This window comes from Marinoscillum sp., from assembly GCF_040222955.1.
In the GTDB taxonomy this organism is placed as follows: Bacteria; Bacteroidota; Bacteroidia; order Cytophagales; family Cyclobacteriaceae; genus Marinoscillum.
In genome coordinates, this window is sequence record NZ_JAVKCA010000007.1 from 110,408 (window position 1) to 129,372 (window position 18,965).

Annotated in this window: 15 protein-coding genes; 5 read left to right on the forward strand and 10 right to left on the reverse strand. The window is 45.9% G+C overall.

The features are described 5' to 3' along the window. Positions 1-46 precede the first annotated feature (46 nt). The gene (locus RIH33_RS02515; RefSeq protein ID WP_406653453.1) at positions 47-3,142 is read left to right on the forward strand and encodes an ATP-binding cassette domain-containing protein; all 3,096 of its coding nucleotides are present in this window, start codon (positions 47-49) and stop codon (positions 3,140-3,142) included. Between the two features lie 4 nt (positions 3,143-3,146). On the opposite strand, the gene RIH33_RS02520 is transcribed toward RIH33_RS02515, so the two are convergent. Both RIH33_RS02520 and RIH33_RS02525 read right to left on the reverse strand, forming a co-directional pair. Then, a complete protein-coding gene (locus RIH33_RS02520) occupies positions 3,147-4,508 on the reverse strand; it encodes an alpha-amylase family glycosyl hydrolase (RefSeq protein ID WP_406653455.1) in 1,362 nt (453 codons plus the stop codon). A 72-nt stretch (positions 4,509-4,580) separates the two neighbouring features. Further along, a complete protein-coding gene (locus RIH33_RS02525) occupies positions 4,581-5,171 on the reverse strand; it encodes a pseudouridine synthase (RefSeq protein WP_406653456.1) in 591 nt (196 codons plus the stop codon). Positions 5,172-5,192: 21 nt separating this feature from the next. Between RIH33_RS02525 and RIH33_RS02530 the strand changes: the two genes are divergently transcribed. Continuing rightward, positions 5,193-5,864 (forward strand): uracil-DNA glycosylase family protein, encoded by a 672-nt coding sequence (locus RIH33_RS02530; protein WP_406653457.1) that lies wholly within the window; start codon positions 5,193-5,195, stop codon positions 5,862-5,864. A gap of 8 nt (positions 5,865-5,872) precedes the next feature. Here the strand turns inward: RIH33_RS02530 and RIH33_RS02535 are convergent, their stop codons facing one another. Further along, positions 5,873-6,604 carry an MBL fold metallo-hydrolase gene (locus RIH33_RS02535; RefSeq protein WP_406653458.1) on the reverse strand — a complete coding sequence of 244 codons (732 nt, stop codon included), beginning with the start codon at positions 6,602-6,604 and terminating at the stop codon, positions 5,873-5,875. Between the two features lie 17 nt (positions 6,605-6,621). Then, positions 6,622-7,320 carry a TIGR04283 family arsenosugar biosynthesis glycosyltransferase gene (locus RIH33_RS02540; protein ID WP_406653459.1) on the reverse strand — a complete coding sequence of 233 codons (699 nt, stop codon included), beginning with the start codon at positions 7,318-7,320 and terminating at the stop codon, positions 6,622-6,624. A 214-nt stretch (positions 7,321-7,534) separates the two neighbouring features. On the opposite strand from RIH33_RS02540, the gene RIH33_RS02545 reads away from it, so the two are divergent. The 3 genes from RIH33_RS02545 (at position 7,535) to RIH33_RS02555 (ending at position 14,071) form a co-directional block, all read left to right on the forward strand. After that, a complete protein-coding gene (locus RIH33_RS02545; RefSeq protein WP_406653460.1) occupies positions 7,535-7,876 on the forward strand; it encodes a PadR family transcriptional regulator in 342 nt (113 codons plus the stop codon). Beyond that, positions 7,863-10,448 carry an ABC transporter permease gene (locus RIH33_RS02550; RefSeq protein ID WP_406653462.1) on the forward strand — a complete coding sequence of 862 codons (2,586 nt, stop codon included), beginning with the start codon at positions 7,863-7,865 and terminating at the stop codon, positions 10,446-10,448. The genes RIH33_RS02545 and RIH33_RS02550 overlap by 14 nt, the downstream gene beginning before the upstream one ends. An 86-nt stretch (positions 10,449-10,534) precedes the next feature. Continuing rightward, on the forward strand, positions 10,535-14,071 hold the full coding sequence (locus RIH33_RS02555) for a caspase family protein (protein ID WP_406653463.1): 3,537 nt from the start codon (positions 10,535-10,537) through the stop codon (positions 14,069-14,071). Here the strand turns inward: RIH33_RS02555 and RIH33_RS02560 are convergent, their stop codons facing one another. From RIH33_RS02560 to ligD, 6 genes are all read right to left on the reverse strand, one after another. Then, positions 14,072-14,275 carry a hypothetical protein gene (locus tag RIH33_RS02560; protein ID WP_406653464.1) on the reverse strand — a complete coding sequence of 68 codons (204 nt, stop codon included), beginning with the start codon at positions 14,273-14,275 and terminating at the stop codon, positions 14,072-14,074. It abuts the gene before it with no gap. Positions 14,276-14,316: 41 nt separating this feature from the next. Beyond that, complete coding sequence (locus RIH33_RS02565; protein WP_406653465.1) at positions 14,317-14,523, reverse strand: hypothetical protein; 207 nt, start codon at positions 14,521-14,523, stop codon at positions 14,317-14,319. Continuing rightward, positions 14,523-14,888: a hypothetical protein gene (locus tag RIH33_RS02570; protein WP_406653466.1), complete on the reverse strand. Its 366-nt coding sequence runs from the start codon at positions 14,886-14,888 to the stop codon at positions 14,523-14,525. Before RIH33_RS02570 ends, RIH33_RS02565 begins: the two co-directional genes overlap by 1 nt. Next, positions 14,888-15,499 (reverse strand): tetratricopeptide repeat protein, encoded by a 612-nt coding sequence (locus RIH33_RS02575; RefSeq protein WP_406653467.1) that lies wholly within the window; start codon positions 15,497-15,499, stop codon positions 14,888-14,890. The genes RIH33_RS02570 and RIH33_RS02575 overlap by 1 nt, the downstream gene beginning before the upstream one ends. Then, a complete protein-coding gene (locus tag RIH33_RS02580; RefSeq protein WP_406653468.1) occupies positions 15,499-16,341 on the reverse strand; it encodes a Ku protein in 843 nt (280 codons plus the stop codon). Before RIH33_RS02580 ends, RIH33_RS02575 begins: the two co-directional genes overlap by 1 nt. Before the next feature lie 309 nt (positions 16,342-16,650). Continuing rightward, positions 16,651-18,957 carry a non-homologous end-joining DNA ligase gene (gene ligD / locus RIH33_RS02585; RefSeq protein ID WP_406653470.1) on the reverse strand — a complete coding sequence of 769 codons (2,307 nt, stop codon included), beginning with the start codon at positions 18,955-18,957 and terminating at the stop codon, positions 16,651-16,653. Positions 18,958-18,965: the final 8 nt, after the last annotated feature.

The following is an 18,965-nucleotide window of genomic DNA, read 5'->3' on the forward strand; positions in this document are numbered from 1 at the left end:
CCAAACTTGATCTATATTTGAGACGGTTTTTTATGACCCCACACCTATGACCGAATCTATCATCAATGCATTAGTCCACCTTTTCGCGATCATCGAAAGTGTGAAAGAGGATAATGACGTGGTGGATTCAGGTGAGGTGATCATCAAACCCTATTTGAGCAAGCTGCTCAATCAGGAGCTCACCAACGAGTATCTCAGGTTATTTTATGACTATCTCTCTTTTTACAGGGAGGTAAATGCCGAGGCGAGCGATCACATCCTGGAAATAGACTCCTCCAGCATACTGCAGGTAGCCAAGATATGCAACCAGCTTAATAAAGAACTCCAATCCAGGGAGCGAATCATCGTGTTTATGCAGCTGCTGGAGCTTATCAACACCGATGAGAAGGTAATTCCTCGCGAAAACGAATTCATTTCGCTGGTGGCGATGAACTTCAACCTGAATGCGGCAGAAGCACACTCGTTGAAATCGTTCATAATAGACCCAAACGGTAAGGGGATTGATAAAGACAAAGCCATGGTCATCGACAATAAGATGACCGAGTGGCCGGAGGAAGTAGCCTGGATGATGCGCAAAAAGAGCAAAAAGCTACCGGGGGCCTCTTTTCACCACATGTATGTGGAAAATCTCTTTGGTAAAATCCTGGTACTGCACATTGCATCCGTAGATACCTATGTATTTAAGTATGACGGCCCGCTGAACCTTTACCTTGAGGGTAACAAGATTGTCCCCAGAAAATTCTATTTGCTGAAACCCGGGTCCATCATCAAAGGACCCAACATCAGGTCTATCTATGAGTCTGAGATTATCCGACAGTTCGTTCAGGAGCGGAATAAAGTCAAAATAGTACTGGCGGGAGAAGACCTGACTTACCGGTTTAAGGACAGCGCCAATGGAATCCATAAATTCAGCTTCAATGAAGAGTCCGGTAATCTCATAGGCATTATGGGCGGAAGTGGTGTGGGTAAATCTACTCTGATCAACCTGCTCAATGGAAAACTGGAGCCTTCCTCCGGGCGGATTCACCTGAACGGTCACACCATTCACAGGGCCAGCCAGGAAGGTGTAATCGGCTATGTCCCGCAGGATGACATGCTCTTCGAGGAGCTTACGGTCTACCAAAACCTACACTTCAACGCGCAAATCTGTTTCAGTGATTTTTCCCCTTCTCTGTTGGAAAAAACAGTGAACAAAATCCTGGATGATCTGGACCTGCAGGACATCAAAGACCTTAAGGTGGGTGACCCATTGAACAAGTTTATCAGCGGCGGTCAGCGCAAGCGCCTGAACATTGCCCTGGAGCTCATGCGCGAGCCTGCGGTACTCTACGTGGATGAACCGACCAGTGGGTTGTCTTCCATGGACTCCGAAAAGGTGATGCTACTGCTAAAGGAGCTGGCCCGTAGAGGGAAGCTTGTTATTGCCATTATCCACCAGCCATCATCCGATATTTTCAAGCTCTTTGATAAGCTGTGGATCTTAGACAAGGGCGGCTACCCCATCTATAACGGTAATCCCATAGATGCTGTGGTGTATTTTAAAACCATGAGCACTCAGGTAAACGCAGCGGAAAGTGAATGTACACGCTGTGGAAATGTGATCCCTGATCAGATTTTACAGATCATTGAAGCGAAAGAGATAGATGATGCCGGCCGCATGACCAATGCGAGAAGAGTGACACCTGACACCTGGTACGAAAAATACCAAACCAATCTGGAGAGTAAGCTCAAGAGAATACGATTTGAAGAGCGACTGCCCGTTACCAACTTCCACATTCCTTCACTCTTTCACCAGTTTAGGATTTTCTCCAAGCGAAACCTGTTTGCTAAGCTTTCCAACACCCAGTACATCCTGATCAACCTGTTGGAAGCTCCGCTCCTGGCCTTTATCCTTGGTTATTTCTCCAAGTACGCACCCGCTGGGGATTATGTATTCGCAGATAATAAAAACCTCCCTGTCTACCTGTTTATGGCCGTGGTGGTCGCGCTATTCGTGGGCATGTCGGTCAGTGCTGAGGAGATTTTTAAAGATCGGCGTATACTCGAGCGGGAATCGTTTCTGAACCTTAGCCGATTCAGCTACATCAATTCTAAAGTCGTATTCCTGTTTACATTATCAGCTATCCAGACGTTATCATTTGTGCTGGTGGGTAACTACGTGCTGGAAATACAAGGCATGACCTGGTATTATACCATGATCCTTTTCTCCACATCATGTTTTGCGAATATGATTGGGCTCAACATCTCCTCTGCACTCAACTCTATCATTACCATCTACATTCTGATCCCATTCATACTGGTGCCACAGCTTCTGCTGGGCGGCGCCATGATCAAATTTGATGAATTACACACGGGCATCGCCAAGCAATCACATGTGCCGCTGGTGGGTGATATTATGGCCTCCAGATGGGCCTATGAGGCCTTAAGCGTGGCGCAATTCAAACACAATGCTTACGAACGACATTTCTTTGAAGCGGATAAAGCGATGAGCCAAAACTCCTTTCAGAGATCCTACCTCATTCCTGGACTGGAGACCACCACCAGAAACATTCTCAGAGATAGCGGGGCCTATGAGACGCACCAGGCCGATTTTGACCTGATCCGAACTGAATATGACTACCTGATAGAGCACTTTGATGTGAAGCACTTTTCCATGATAGGTTCATTCTCTCCAGCACTTTTTTCTCCGTCCATCGGACAGCGGTTTTTGAACTATCTCGATGACCTCAAGAGCTCTTTTCAGGTAAAGTATAAAGACGCTGTGGCCCAGAAGGATTCGATCTATGAGGGTCTGATTGACAGAATGGGAAAGGATGAGTTTTACCAGCTGAAACGCGATCATTTCAATGAGAGCGTATCTGATCTTGTGGAAAATAGGAATGAGTTCAATAAAATCATCCGGTCAGATAACCGACTCATTCAGCGAAAGGATCCGATCTTCAAAGATCCTTACAACCATACAGGCAGGGCACATTTTTATGCTTCCGAGAAAATCATAGGGAATTGGTACATAGACACCGTTTATTTCAATGTGAGTGTCCTTTGGGTAATGATTGGCTTGCTCTACTTACTGCTCCTAAGTGATGGACTCAAACGCACCCTTGGCATGTTTGCAGGAAAAAAGAAAAATAAGAATTCTTAAACCTTTATCGGGCGATATATACTTCGTAACCCCAGGCAGGAAGTGTCAGTTGGTCTTTTTCATTGAGTGTCACAGTGGATCGACTTTTGAAGCCTTTATAGTCACCGTGAAACTGACCGGAGCTGATCGCAAAGGTGACTTCCCCCGGAGAACAGTTAAAAACAGCCAGAACCCGGTTTCCATCTTTCACACGATATATGGCGATAATCTGATCTGGATTGGAGGTCCTTAATGACTCCAAATTGCCACCCCAGGGCCCGGTCCAAAGCGCTTGATTGTCTTTTTTCAGCTTATTCAATCTGGAATAAAGCGCATTGAAGGGATGATCGCCCCAGGGAATTTCATCCTTTTCAGTCAGAGAAAGCGAGCGATTCAGTCCTACCTCCTGCCCGGAATAAATCATTGGAACTCCCTCCAGTACATAGGTCAGCACGGCATACACCTCTGCGGCCTTGCCAAACCGGTCGAATACACTGCCCTCAAGTCCGTTTTTCTCATGATTGGTCGTATAGAGCATATGGATACTCCCATCATACCCACTGTCCGCTTGTGTGGCTATAAATTCTTGAATATGCCTGGCATTGGCCTCTCCTCTACTGATGGCCTGCATGGCCCGTTCCAACTGCCATGCTCCCGCTACATCAAATACTTCTGGCACAGCCTGACCTGGGGAATCGGCTAACAAAATCACCGACTTCTCCGCTGCCAGCCTTTTTCGCACATCTGCCCAAAACGATGACATCCCAGGGCCATTCACATGAAGGCCATAACCATCAATGTCAAACTCCCTTACCCAGTAGGTCATGACCTCCTTCAGGTATTCCTTTAGCGCCCCTTGATTATAATCCAGCAATACCACATCAGGCCTATTCTCCGGCGTGATAAGCTCACCATCTGCATTCCGCAGATACCACTCAGGATGGCTTTCCATCAGCACGTGATCCCAAGCAGTGGCTTCACTCTGCCAATCCATCAACACATACATACCAGCCTCATGAGTAGCCCTGATCAGCGCTCGAAATTCATCTTGAGTTCCCATGTCTCCATTGATGCCATAATAATCCTGAACAGCATAAAAAGAACCTAAAGTACCTATACGACGCTCCTCACCTATGGGGTGTATGGGCATCAGCCAAAGTATATCCACCCCCAACTCCTTCAACCTTGGGAGATGCTTCTGAAAAGCAATGAACGTACCCTCAGGGGTGTATTGTCTGATGTTTACCTGATACAATACCGCGCTTTTCATCCATTCTGGTTGGTTCGTCAGTGCCAACGCAGGAGCCTCCGATTGCCGGGACTGTTCAGGTTTCTGGCAATGAGTGCACATGACCAGGAGTACTATAGCCGAAAAAATTCTATGCATGCAGGAAGTGTTTCATGGTTGGTTGGCCAAGATAGCTGATACCGTCCCTTCCTACCAAAAGCGGCTGAAAAACTAGATCAGTTTCAGTTTCTTGAAAAGCGCCTTTTCCGAGATTTGGGTAATTCCACCCGGCTGGAGAGGAAACACGGAAAGATCCTCTATACCTACCCGAACCAGTCGCAGTGTTGGGTGTCCAATTTTGGCAGTCATTTTTCGAACTTGTCGGTTCTTACCTTCTACAAGGCTGATTTCCATCCACGACCGAACAGGATGTTTGAGATCATTAACCGGGGGATCACGTTCTGCGAGCGCTGGCACTTCTATGAGTCTGGCTTCGCATGGCAGGGTGTGATAAATTCCTTTCACATTGATTTCCAATCCATTCCTAAGGGCATCCAGAGAAGCCTCTGTAGGAATACCCTCTACTTCCACCCAATACGTCCTTTTGTGGCTGTTTTTAGGGTTCAGCAGGGCTCCGTTCAATCCCTTATCGTTCGTAAGAATAAGCAGACCCTCACTGTCCAGATCGAGGCGACCGACAGGATAAATGTCCTTGGGCAAATCATATATGGTACCCAAACCAGGATTACCATCTTCGCTGGTAAATTGAGTAAGCACCTTAAAAGGCTTGTAGATAATGAAATACTGCTTGGTTCGGGCCATTGGGTAATCTAACTTTCGAACATGACTGTAGCCGACAAAATACTGAGCTTCTATCAATCTCTGACTCCCCCACCAGGATTGCCTCCTGAGGTGGTGGTGTTGAATCCTTACAAAGATGAGCAAGCTATGGAAGCCAGCACCCTATTTTACCGAAAATATTATGACGACCTACAGGAGCGGATCGTCCTTTTCGGGATTAATCCGGGCCGTTTTGGTGGAGGTCTTACCGGTGTACCCTTTACTGACCCTATTCACCTTGAGGAGTCTTGCGGAATAAAAAACGAATTGGACAAACGACCTGAGTTGTCGAGCAGGTTCATTTATGAAGTGATCGCAGCGTACGGAGGCCCTGATTTATTTTATCAAAAATTCTACCTCTCAGCAGTCTCTCCACTCGGGTTTGTGAGAGATGGCCGAAACCTCAACTATTATGACATTGCTGATTGGCCTTCCATTTTTGAGCAATATGCCCTGGAGTGTATCCAACAGCAATTGGCCCTGCCTCTAAGCCGAAAGGTCGCCTTCAGTATCGGCCAGGGGGAAAATCTGAAGTTCCTGAATGTGCTAAACGACAAATACCATCTTTTCGATGAAATCCTGACAGTACCTCACCCCCGTTGGGTGATGCAGTACCGACTCAAAAGAAAGGTGGAATTCGTAAATCAATACCTTGAACGCCTCTCTAAGGCCTAATTCAAGACTTAAAAAAGGATTTCCTGACCATCGGACAAGCGCTCTATCTCCAGCTTTTCCTGGCTAATCACTTCGGTACCCATATGGGTGAGTAGTAGCCTTTTAGAATTGAAAAGAGTCTGCCTGCTCAGGATGGTTTGATAACTCAAATGTCCCGGAGAATCCTCATTCAGGTTATTGCACTCTACCACAAACACATCTGCTCCATCTGCCAGATCCACAAGCGAGTCATTCCATTCTGTGTCTCCTGAGAATGCAAAGACCTTATCCTGCCACCTGATTTTCACTCCATGCGGATTGGTGGGCACCGCATGCGTAACGGTTCTGGCATAAACTTCCAGGTCATTCACGTCGATCCATTGTCTGTCCTGATATTCCACAAAGGTGATATCAAGTATTTCCAGTATGTTGGAAGTACCAGGATACAGGGCTTCCTGCAACGAGTAAACCATTCTTTTAACACCGAAAGGTCCGATAATAGTGAGTGGGGTAGCTCGTTTGTATTCTATGTGATTGCTCAATACCAGAAATGGAATGCCCCCATAGTGGTCGCCATGAAAATGCGTAATGACGATGGTATCAATGCTCGTGACTGAAACACCGAGCTGTTTGAGTCTGATGAGGGTAGAAGCTCCACAGTCTACAAGGATACGTTGATGACCTTGCTCCAGCAGAAACGAAGTATTGAACCTTCCGCCAGAACCAAATGCATCTCCGCAGCCAAGAATTGTCAATTTCATGGAAAGTAATTTACAAACTAATACGTGGCCAGCTTCAGTGATTCTTTATAGAAATGGCGGATAACCTCCGGCTTGACTCCATTTCTATACATCTGAAAGGCTCTCAGGTTTGCCCATTGGACCCTGAGGTAATGGTTACGTTCATACTTACGGGCTGATACGATCACCTCTTTAGGAATGATATGGAAATGAGTAAGTTTCTTAGCTCGTCTGATCAGGTCAAAATCCTCCATCACCGTAAAATATTCATCAAAACCACCCAACTGGTCAAAAAGTGGGCGCCTGATGAAAAGTGTCTGATCTCCCCCCCTGCACCACAACATAGAAAATCTGGTGAAATAACCATTGATGCGAAGTAGCCATTTGGTAGAATCAAAGCGATACCGATAACTACCAATCTGAGAACCGGCGAGCGCTTCCCGAAGGTCAGCATAAAACGTGTAAGGCGGCATCACATCCGCATGTACAAAATATAATACCTCAAAATGAGCCTTGGACGCTCCCAGATTCATCTGCACGGCCCTGGAGGCAACAGGGCTATTGATAATGGTGAGCTTCTGAAGATCAGAAATGGAGTCCAGGGTTCCATCAGTACTCCCTCCATCCACTACAATAATCTCAAAGTGTTCATTGGATTGATGGTTGCATAAAAAGGCACAAAGCCTTCGGATGTTATTCTCCTCATTGAGGGTAGGTATGATAATACTTATGTTCAAAACTATGGCGGCAGTTAATTGAAATCGAAACTTACTGGATTAACACGGATAAGACAAGAGTTGTTAGAAATAGAAAGGGTTTTTCATCAGAAGACCATTTTATATTAAGCGTTAATCTACCATCATGCAATTATTTAGTATTTGTTTCTACTATTCAGAACAAAATAACAAGCACCTTCGTATGAGTAGTCATACAAAATAGAAACAAAAAAAAATGAAGGGTACTAATCTGGGTGAATTCGAAGAACTTCTCTTGCTGATTGTCCTGATACTGGAAGATCAGGCGTATGTATTGAAAATTCAGGAAGAAATAAGCAATCAGGTACAACGTGACACTTCGATGGGAGCGCTGCATGCCTCTTTGACCCGACTGGAGGAAAAAGGATTTTTGACCTCTGAAATGACCGGTGCCACCGCGGAGCGAGGTGGTCGGCGTAAACGCATTTACCAGCTCTCCTCTGATGGCAAGATCGTTCTGAACCAGGTACGTACTCAGCGTGAAAGCCTTTGGCAACAAGCTCCTAAATTCTCACTTGATGCCTATGGAACCATATAACCAGAATGGCTTGCCCAGGTTTGCTGAGCTCCTGATCTCCAGGCTATGCAAAGCTGAACTTCAGGAAGAAATTCTTGGTAACCTGGAGGAGGCTTATCATGCACATGGCAGGAAAATACGCCTGTGGCGCGAATGCCTCCTGTACCTGCGTCCCTCTTGTTTGAAAAGTATTAACTCCTCAATCCATCATCCAATGTTCATATTCAATCCACTTCTGACCATTCGAAACCTGCGCAAGCAGGGAATGAACACAATCATCAATATTGCTGGGTTCACCATCGGGCTTCTATGTGTGTTTTTCCTCTACTTTTATGTGTCCAGCGAACTGAAGTACGACACTTTTCATAAAGACTACCACGAGATTTATCGGGTACTCAGAACGGCCGAAATGAATGGTAGCCCATTTAAAATCGGCGTAACATCAGGACCCTATGCCCGGGCACTGGAAACTGACTTTGAGGGAAAAATCTATACCTGCCGGGCCAGCCTGGAAACCAGCCTCGTTAAATACAAAGACAAGCAATTCTTTGAAGAACACATCCTCTTCGCCGATCCTGATTTCTTCACTTTCTTCTCCTTCCCTCTGGCCTCGGGAGATCCCAAAGACGTTTTGAGTCAGGCCAATAATGTGGTCTTTTCCAAAGCCCTGGCCAAGAAATACTTTGGCGATGAAGATCCCATCGGACAAATCATTGAAACGGAAGGTGAGCAATTCATTGTAACGGGCATTATGGATGAGATTCCCGCCAAGTCGCACCTGGAATTTAACATGGTGTTGTCATTTGCTTTTCTGGATAAGTATGAATGGATGAGCAACTGGTGGAATAACGGGCTAACCACATATGCCAAATTTAGCAGTCCGCAGGACAGGGCTTATGTCGAGAGTCAGTTGCAGTGGTTTATGGAAAAATACATGGGTGATGATTTTGACCAGACCAAGTCCAGAATGGGTTTGACACTGGAACCCCTGTCTGAAACCTATTTTGCCAGCGACGTGCGCTATGACCTTGCACGCCATGGGGACCTCAAAAGTGTCTATATACTAGCCATGGTGGCTGTTGCCATCCTGTTTATCGCATGTTTCAACTATGTGAACATGTCCGTTGCATTATCCTTTAAAAGAGCAAAAGAGGTCGGAGTAAGAAAGATCATGGGTGGCAGAAAGGGTCGCTTAATTCTTCAGTTTCTTGGAGAATCTTTGATGGTTATTCTGACGGCCATAGTGCTGGCCGGGTTATTGAGTCAGTTGTTCCTGCCTATATTCAATGGCTTGTTTGGACTGGAGGTTACTTACGACTGGTCAGATCCCAACATACTGCTTTTCATGTGCGCATTGGTAGGCCTGGTGGTCTTATCTTCAGGGGTCTACCCAGCCGTTCTTTTGTCCTCATTCAAGCCGCTCAGAGTTATGAAAGGAGAAATGGTGAAAGGAACCAAAGGGGTTTTGATCAGAAAAGGTCTTGTGGTTGCTCAATTTGTTATTGCCATTTTTCTGATGGCCGTCACTTTTTTGGTAACCATTCAAATCAGCTATATGAAAAACAAGGAGCTTGGGTTTAATCAGGAGTCCATAGTCACCATAGACCTTAATAACGGTGACATCCGCGAGCAGACAGACACCTTCAAAGAGCGACTCCTGTCCCACCCTGCCATCGAATCAGTGGCTGCGGTGTCCGGTGAACCCGGAGGCTTTCACGATGGAGCTACCATACAATTCAAAGGCATCGATGAGCAACTGAAAATACGAACGCTCTTCACGGACTACGATTTTCTGGAAACCCTCAACATTCAGCTTCTGGCTGGGAGAAATTTTGACAGGTCATTTGGTGCAGACATGAATGGAAGTGTCTTACTGAATAGAAAGGCACTTGAAGAATTGGGAATGTCAGCAGAAGAAGCGCTAGGCAAGACAGTGAATATGCCTTTGTGGGACGAATATGATCGGAAGATCGTGGGCATTGTGGAAGACTATCATTTTCAATCATTAAAAAACCCGATAGAACCACTCTGTATCATCCTGGGTGGCAGAGCCAGAAAAATTGTAGTGGCCATGCAAGCCGGCAACCTCAATCAGGGAATAGAACACATGAACAACACCTGGGAAGAGCTGATTGACGGTTTCCCCATGCACTATACTTTTTTGGATGAATCACTCTCCCGACTATACGAGAATGAGCAGAAGCAGCATCGTGTGTTTACCTCCTTTTCGATCATCTCACTTTTTCTGGCTACCCTGGGGATATTTGGGTTAGTCACTTATTCAGCACAGCGTCGCCAGAAAGAATTTGGTATTCGAAAAGTACTTGGGGCTTCTGTAAGCGAGATACTTTCCCTTATTTCAAAAGAATTTACCTTCCTGATTATCGTGGCTTTCATGGTATCCATACCCCTTGCTTGGCTATTTGTTACCAACTGGCTCCAGGCTTTCAGTTACCGGATCGTATTACAGGATTATTGGTATGTATTTGCAGCCAGTGGAATCGTGTCATTAGTTGTGGCCCTGCTGACCATCGGATTTCGGTCACTCAGCGTAGCCCTGTCCAACCCATCAGAGAGTATCAGGTGTGAATAACCCTGATGAAGCGGACAAATTGGTTTGGTTTTTGGTAAGAAATTTCGAATCATATTTACCTAAATTTAGCCAGCTAATATTGCCTTATGAGATCACTTGCCAGTCTGTTGCTTTACTTCACTGCTTTTTCATCAGTTGTTGCTCAGGAAATTGAATTAATCATACCACTGGGACACACCCGGCGTGTAGTGGATATGACCGTCTCCCCCGGGCAAAAATGGATGGCCTCCATAGACGGATCCACGGAAGTGAAACTATGGGATTTCTCCTCGGGCAAAGAGTTATACCATTTACATCATCAGCAATCAGTGAATGCCATCTCCTATCATCCGGTAGCTCAATGGTTGGTGAGTGGTGACGATAGCGGTCAACTGACCCTTTGGAGTGATAATGGTCTGAAGACATGGACAATCCAGGCACATGATAAAAAAATTGAGCAAGTACAATTTACTCAAAGTGGAGATACCCTGGTGACTGTTTCAGCCAATAAGATTGGAATATGGAATACTCCAACAGGCAGTGAGATTACTCAATGGCCGTCCCCCATTGAATCCATCGAGTCTTTGTGTATTCTGGAAAATCGCCTGATCATCGGAGGTGGTCAGGGGGATCTGGCGCTAATCAACCTGACCACCGGAAAGGTGATCAATAAGCAAAAAGTGTCAGAAGCACGCATAGGAAGTATTACTTCTGATCAGACGAGCGTTTTCCTGGGCACAGATGCTGGTGAACTCATCAAAGTGGATTTGAAAGCCTTTAATCTCTCCAAATCCACTCCATTCAGCCTTAGAAATTACCGGGTAGTTTTAGATCCGATCCAAAATCGGGTTTTCGCCTGTGGTAGGGATGCCAGTGAAAACGTTCAGGTATTTGATTCGAAAACTATGGAAGCCCGTCCGCTCCCGTTTGAAATCCACGAGGACAAAACTTCCGAACCCTTTAAGTTTGGACTTAGAGCCATGACCGTTGCTGACACCCTGCTATTCATTGCAGATTATCAGCAGGTTATACGCACTTACGATTTGAAAAACGGGCAGTGGACCGACCCTGTATTTAGGGGCACAGCCGCGGCAGTTTATGACCTTGCCGTTAATCGCTCTGGAAACCAGCTGGCCATTGCCTCAGGTCATGGTGCGATCAAAGTAATGGACCTTACTGGCACTCAGCAGGATATCACGCTCAAAGGAAGTGAATCCGGAACCCGGGCCATTGACTTTCATCCGGTGAATCCAGTCATTGCAGCTTATGGCATGGATGAGCAAATCAGGGTGCTGAACCTGATTTCACGAGAAGAGATTTTCACCCTGAAGGCCAAAGGGGAATACAGTTCGACGCCCATAACTTTCGATCCCACAGGTAATTACATCCTCAGAAAAAGCAGTGACAGTGACTTTGATTTTTATCAATTTAAAAGTAAAACACCCAAAAACCTGAAGGTAAAAGATGGCCAGCAGTATGAGTTCTCTCCGGATGGCAGAAGGCTCATCTTTCAAACTCCCACCGGCCTGAGTATATATGATCCCATCACCCTAAAGGTGATCAAAGAAGTACCGCTCAGAGAAATTCAGGACCTTTCAATTTCCGATCAGGGACTTACCGCTGCGCTCCTTCGTGACAATCAAACGATTCATGTCTTTGACAAGGATTATCAAAAAATCTCAACACTCACTTTAGGCGCAGGCGGGCAAAGTGATAAAATCTACTGGTCACCTGATGGCAAATACCTGATAGGAATCAGGAACTCCATCAAACGTGCTGAAAGTGGACCTGATTTCCGCATCAAAATCATAGATGCCAAAGACGGTCAGGTGGTATCAACACTGGATGGTCATGCGGGATTTACCAGCTCCGTTGCTTTCGTCAATGGCTACCTGCTGAGCTCAGCGGTGGATGGTAAAATTAACATTTGGGATATTGAGAGCGCAAAGAAGCCACTCAAAGGGTCTTTGGTTCCTTTAGAGGACGATCAATATGTAATCACCACGCCAAAGGGCCTGTTTGATGCCACTCCCCGTGCGATGGATCAACTGCATTATGTAAAAGATGGCCGGATCGTAGCTTTATCGCAGATGAAATCTGCCTACTATGAGCCACACCTGCTCTCCAAACTTCTGGGGCTGAATACCGAACCGGTGCGCACAGCCGCAGACCTGTCAGGGGTTGCCCTTTATCCTGAATTGTCATTGGATCATCCTCTCAAGAACAACGGTAAGTTGGGCATCAATCTCAATAATAGCGGTGGAGGCATCGGCCGGGTGATCATCATGATCAATGGGAAAGAAGTAAGCAGCGATGTGCGTGGAGCCTCGGTGATCGATGAGTCATCTGTGGAGATTGACTATGACATCACCAATCATCCTTTCCTGTACACTGACAGAGTCAATAAAGTATCTATTAAAGCCTATAACTCAGATGGTACGCTCAGTTCTGAAGAAAAAAGCTTATACATTTTCGGGGAAGAAAAGAACACGATCACCCCTCATCTTTTTGCCATCATCGCAGGTAGTTCAGACTATGCTGGCGATGCACTGGATTTGAAGTATGCTGCAAAAGACGCAGCAGACCTGGCCCATGCCATTGAGCTAAGTGCGCAAGAATACCTGGGTGCTGAAAACACCCACATCACCCTGCTCACCACTGATCAGGAAGAGGCGTTTTGGCCAACAAAACAAAATATCAGATCCGCTTTTGAAGCCTACTCAAAACAGGCCAAAGCCAATGATGTCCTTCTGGTATACCTTTCTGGTCATGGGGTCAATCAGGGTGGTGAGAACAGTGATTTTTACTACCTCACCTGCAGTGCAGAAAGTGGTGACATGAACAATAGCGTCATTCGGGAGAAGGCAGCCATTGCAAGTAGTGAATTTACAGAGTACATCAAATCCGTACCCGCACTGAAGCAGATCCTCATCATCGATGCCTGTCACTCCGGAAGGTTGGCTTCTTCACTGGCTACTTCCAGAAGTGCCATGAGTTCTACGCAAATACGGGCTTTGGAACGTATGAAAGACCGTACAGGACTCTTTGTGCTGGCTGGCTCTGCGGCGGACGCTGTGAGCTATGAAACAACCTTGTTTGGGCAAGGGTTACTCACCTACTCACTGTTGTTCGGCATGAAAGGTGCGGCACTCCATGAAGACGGGTTTGTGGATGTGATGGATCTCTTTCAGTTTGCAGCCAATAAGGTGCCTGAACTGGCCGAGGAAATCGGAGGAATCCAAAAACCCGAAATCAGAATGCCGGAAGACGGAAAGAGTTTTGATATAGGTAAACTATCAGTAGCATCCCGAGAGAAGATTGCAATTAAAGCACCAAAACCGGTGTATGTTCATAGTCGTTTTCAGGATGAAAGTGCTATCTATGATCGACTCGGAGTGAGTGATCTGATGGATAGCAAACTAGTGGAGCTCAGCAAATCAAAAGATGCCCCTATTGTTTTTGTGGATGACAAGAATTTCAGTGGAGCCACAATCATCAGTGGTAGATACAGCGAAGCAGGTGACCTCATCCGCGCAAGGGTCAGCCAGATTAAAAAAGGATCAGAACCCCGGGAAGTAAACCTGGAAGCTGTGAACATCGATCAGCTGACAGAGCGTGTGATCGAATTGATTTCTGAGGATTGATTACTGGCAAATGACGCAGTTTCCTGACTCGTTGCTCTCACAGTCACTCAACGTGGAGTAGCAGCCACCATCTAGGGTTCCATAGGGCGCATCATCTGAACAATGGGTACAGCCCTGCTCATCATCATCTCCACAGGAAATGGTGAGTGCTGCAATAGCAAATGTGCCTACAAGGGCGAAAAGTCTCAAAGTCTTATTGGTCATATCGTGGTTTCTCGGAGGTTAAAAATATGTCAATCCTATCATCAATTACAAATGACACAGTCACCCTTTTCGCCAGCTTCGCATTCTTCTATGGTCTCGTAGCAGTCGTCAGAACCAAAAACCGACCAAACAGCATCATCAGGGCACCCGGCGCAGGTACCAGTCACATCATCATCCCCACAATGAGAAAAGATGATAAGACAAGCCACAGCCAGAAAGACCAGAAAACGTTTAGAATAAATCCGCATCACATTGCCTTTCTATCACTACCAGACTCCTTATTCTTCCCTTTGGCCTTTTCCATCGGCTTCTTAGCCTTCATGATCAACTGACCAGTTGCCTTTTCCAGAAGGCCTCCATTGCCACTGTAGTCATAACCCATGCTTTTTACTTCCTTCACCACCCGGGCGTATTCTTCTACTGTAGCAGGATTGAATGGGCTTCCTCCCTGTAAATAGATGGCCTCCACTATCCCCAGGCTCCTTTTGAGCAATTGAAACAGTTTCCTCTCATCACCGTCTTCGGTCTTCATCACCTCCTGGCTATAAACTTCAGGAATCAATTCTTTGAGCCGCTCAAAGTGCTCCGCGAGTATTTGGTTTTTATCATTCATCAGGCAAAAGATTTTAAGGTTTTTATTAGCTCAGAAGCGATTTTATGATCGTTGTCTGGTGATCTAATGATGTATTGATCAATGGCATCAATGGCCTCTTTATATTTTTTTAGCGAAATCAGTACCAGGCCGAGATTGTAGTAACCATTCGGGAAATCCGGGTCGATGTTGATGGACACCTCATAATGCGTTTTCGCCAGTGGGAAATTTCCCATATCAGAGTACACATTGGCGAGGTTATAATGGGCTTCAAAATGCCGGGGATTGAGCTCCAGGCACTTAGTCAGGTAGTCAATACTCTTGGCGAGCTCGTTCTGCTGAGATTTTAGGATACCAAGATTGCAATAAGCATCTACCACTGACTGATCATGCTGAATGGCCAAAAGATAGTATTTTTCCGCCTCGGGATCATTTTGTTCATCTAAAGACAAAGCCTCTTCAAAGAAGCTGTCTGACTGAGGCAAACTCACCAGGCGCCCTTCTTTGGCAGGACCGGCAAACAGGTTCATTTGACCATAATCCTCCAGATCGGGTCGCCTTTTCTTTCTCTTTACTTTCTTGGGCCCTAGCTTTTCTGGTGGGGTTACTGGAAATTTGATCACTCTGGCCATTAGCTAGCCTTTCGTTTCTTTTTGGTTTCTTCCACTTCTTTCTTGGCCTTTTTCATCGGCTTCTTGTCTGCCTTGGCCTGCTCGATACTTTGCTTGAGGGCCGTCATGATATCTACCACTTCAGGTTCTTCTTCCGTGATGCTGATCACCTCTTTACCCTCTATCTTATTCATGATCACCTCCTTCAGTGCACCATTGTATCGATCCTCTAATTTAATGTCTTCAAAGCTTTTTGTCATAGAGTCAATGAGTGTATTTGCCATTTTCAGCTGCTCCGCATCAATAACTTCATCCAGGGAATCAAGCTTTGGCACTTGCTTAATGCTTCTTACTTCTTCCGGATAACGCAGCTTATAAAGCAAAATGCCGCTTTCATGAGGAGTGAGTAAGACCACATTTTCCCGGTCACGGAGGACCACTTTACCCACACCCACTTTACCTGAAGCTCTCAATGCCTCTGATAGTAAGCCATAGGTTTTGGCAGCCACGTCCCCATCCGGACCGGCGAAATAAGGTGAATCAAAGAGTGTAGCGTGTACTTCACTGGCATCCACAAACCCCTCAATCTCAATTACTTTTGTGCTCTTGAGTTTCACCTTTTCAAAATCATCATTATCGACAATCACAAACTGTCCGGGCTCATACTGGTAGCCTTTTACAATATCCTCTGCCCGCAAAGTCTCCCCGGTCACTTTATCCTTTTTCTCATACTTCACCGGATTGTGGGTTTCCTTCGACAGGAGGTTAAATGATATGGTCTGTTTGTTATCAATGGCATTATAAATCCGAATGGGAATAGTAACCAAAGAAAATCGGATATGCCCTTTCCAAATTGCTCTCATGACTCGTCTCGTTAACTTTCGTCAGAAAGTTAATAAAGATTCAACAATTAAACAAAGCATATAGCTTTATATAATTAACTATCAGCTATTTATGAGTAATTAATTATTCACATTCACCCTCCTACTCCTTCATGTATTTTTTATAGGTTCTCCCGTTTTTCTAGATCTCCGAATTTTCATCTTTAGGTGTCTATGGAACCTCCGCGTTTGAATATCACCTGGCAGAATAATGTATGTAGAAGAGCGAGTGAATTCTGACATCAGGCTAACTTGAAAACGAACGGCCCATTTGAGATGTTAAACATCCTCTTAAAGATCTTCTCTAAGCCGCTTGAACACGGCATCTCTGTAATGCTTGTCTTTGGTGAGGGAAGTGTACTCGATTTCACACGGAACAGGGCGAAACCAAATGGACGCCTCAGATATCTTTTCCGTAATGGGTTTCTCTATCACTTCAAGTGAATCAAAATACTCCTTAAGTTCCGAAAGCAGCTTGTCAGTAAATCCGGTGCCTACCCGACCTCTGTAGGCCAACCGATCACCCTCCTGCGCTACCAGATGCAGAGAACCAAAGTACCGCTCACGATCCCCTTCTCCCCTGGTATAACCAATTACAAAGGCATCAACGGTATTTTTCACTTTCACTTTGTACCAGGCCGTGGATCTTTTACCCGGGTAGTATTTGCCCAAAGGATCCTTGGCCATGATCCCCTCCACGCCCATTGCCTTGGCGGCATCAAAAAGCGCCTGACCATCTGCTATGTCCTCGCTGAATCGGTAGGGAGTGTTTTTCCGAAAGGAATCTTTTAACCACGCTCTACGACGCGTCCACGGATCGTTGACCAGGGACCTGCCATCCAGATACGGAACATCAAACAGGTAACAGTAGGCAGGACTCTTCCTGACCTGATAGTCGATCTCCATCTCCTTTTTGGTCATCAAACGCTTGATGACTCTGCGAAAATCAGCTTTCCCCTGCGCGTCCAGACAGACGATCTCGCCATCAAAAACACCATTATTAACACGGAAGGCTTCTTCTGGGATGTTTAGTTCCGGAAACTGGGCAGTAATATCATTCATATTCCGGCTCCTGATGATCATTTTTCCCTCATTCAGGGTGATCATGACCCGGATACCATCCCATTTAACCTCGTGGCGATAGTTTCCTTTGGGCGGCTTCTTTAAGGATTCTGCCACCATGGGTTGAACCTCCATTTCCAGAAAGTTCTGCTGAGGCTTATCCACCCGCTCCAGCAACCACTCTTTATTTTTCATCAGGTGCATCCGATATTCTGCATTGATCTGTGGACCTGATAATCTGAAGTAAAATCCGTTTTTCTTTTCCTTAGTGATCTCATACCTGCCAGCTGCATAGATCCACATCATCCCACCCCCATACTGACCTTTGGGAATCTCAGCCTCAAAAGAAAGGTACTCCAACGGGTGATCTTCGGTTTGCACCGCCAGCCGCTTTACTCCCGGTACCGGTGGCATTCCTCTGGGCACAGCCCATGACTTGAGCACCCCTTCCTGCTCCAATCGCAGGTCATAGTGCAGATGAGAAGCATGATGACGCTGAATCACAAAACGATTGCCCCGGCCATCATCCTCAGGTACATAAGGCTCGGGAGTCTTTCCAAAATCGCGCTTCTGTTCATACTCCGCCAGCTGCTCAGGACTCTTGTGTCTTGGGTTTTTGGGTAAGTTTTTATACTCCGACCTTCGCTTGGTATCTGTGTGTAACGGCACTGCCCAGCTACGAATATCTTCCCACGGATCGCCATCGCTCAGCACCCTATCTTTGACCATCTCTATGGTAAGCTCCTGAGCGCCCCGGATATCTGTAAGTTGCTCCCACGTAATAGGCGCTGATACAGGAGCACCAGCTCTGCCTCGAAGGCTATAGGGACTCACAATGGTCTGTGAGGATTTGTTTCTGAAGATATCAATAAGTACCCGCCCCTTTCTTGCTTCTTTATTCAGATGCAGTGTGGTGTTCTTGTGCTTTCTGATAAAGCTCTCGGCAATTTTCCTGGCAGTATCGAAGCACTCATCGAAACCATAGTTGACCTCCAGAGGTGTAATCAAATGCAGGCCCTTTCCGCCAGTCGTTTTTACAAACACATGATAATCATACTGTTCCAGCTCCTCTTTCAGGCTAAAGGCCAGGGATTTGACCTCTTCGAAATCATCCTTTCCTTCTGGTGGATCGAGATCGTAAACAATGTAGTCCGGTTTATCGGCATACTCACTAAAGCTATGAATCTGGTGAATTTCCAGACAAGCAAGATTAGCCAGCCAGACAAGTGTGGCCTCTTCTTTAGCAACGATGTATTCTTTCTTCCGCTCCTTTCCCAGGCGTATATAATCTATCCAGTCAGGTGTCCAGTCTGGTCGGTTTTTCTGAAAAAATTGCTCCCCATAAATGCCATCAGGATAACGAACCAAAGAAAGTGGCCGTCCTTTGATGTGTCGAAGGATGGTGGGTGCGAGGGTAAGGTAATATTCAATCACCTGGGCCTTCAATATTTCATCTTCCGGATAAAGCACCTTATCCAGATTGGAGAGCTCAAGCTTGTGTTTACCTACTTCTACATGAATTCTTTTTTTAGCCATGCACGCAA

Coding starts and splice junctions, on each gene's coding strand:
- RIH33_RS02515 (WP_406653453.1), top strand. CDS start 47: ATGACCGAATCTATCATCAATGCATTAGTCCACCTTTTCGCGATCATC.
- RIH33_RS02520 (WP_406653455.1), bottom strand. CDS start 4,508: ATGCATAGAATTTTTTCGGCTATAGTACTCCTGGTCATGTGCACTCAT.
- RIH33_RS02525 (WP_406653456.1), bottom strand. CDS start 5,171: ATGGCCCGAACCAAGCAGTATTTCATTATCTACAAGCCTTTTAAGGTG.
- RIH33_RS02530 (WP_406653457.1), top strand. CDS start 5,193: ATGACTGTAGCCGACAAAATACTGAGCTTCTATCAATCTCTGACTCCC.
- RIH33_RS02535 (WP_406653458.1), bottom strand. CDS start 6,604: ATGAAATTGACAATTCTTGGCTGCGGAGATGCATTTGGTTCTGGCGGA.
- RIH33_RS02545 (WP_406653460.1), top strand. CDS start 7,535: ATGAAGGGTACTAATCTGGGTGAATTCGAAGAACTTCTCTTGCTGATT.
- RIH33_RS02550 (WP_406653462.1), top strand. CDS start 7,863: ATGGAACCATATAACCAGAATGGCTTGCCCAGGTTTGCTGAGCTCCTG.
- RIH33_RS02555 (WP_406653463.1), top strand. CDS start 10,535: ATGAGATCACTTGCCAGTCTGTTGCTTTACTTCACTGCTTTTTCATCA.
- RIH33_RS02560 (WP_406653464.1), bottom strand. CDS start 14,275: ATGACCAATAAGACTTTGAGACTTTTCGCCCTTGTAGGCACATTTGCT.
- RIH33_RS02565 (WP_406653465.1), bottom strand. CDS start 14,523: ATGCGGATTTATTCTAAACGTTTTCTGGTCTTTCTGGCTGTGGCTTGT.
- RIH33_RS02570 (WP_406653466.1), bottom strand. CDS start 14,888: ATGAATGATAAAAACCAAATACTCGCGGAGCACTTTGAGCGGCTCAAA.
- RIH33_RS02575 (WP_406653467.1), bottom strand. CDS start 15,499: ATGGCCAGAGTGATCAAATTTCCAGTAACCCCACCAGAAAAGCTAGGG.
- RIH33_RS02580 (WP_406653468.1), bottom strand. CDS start 16,341: ATGAGAGCAATTTGGAAAGGGCATATCCGATTTTCTTTGGTTACTATT.
- ligD (WP_406653470.1), bottom strand. CDS start 18,957: ATGGCTAAAAAAAGAATTCATGTAGAAGTAGGTAAACACAAGCTTGAG.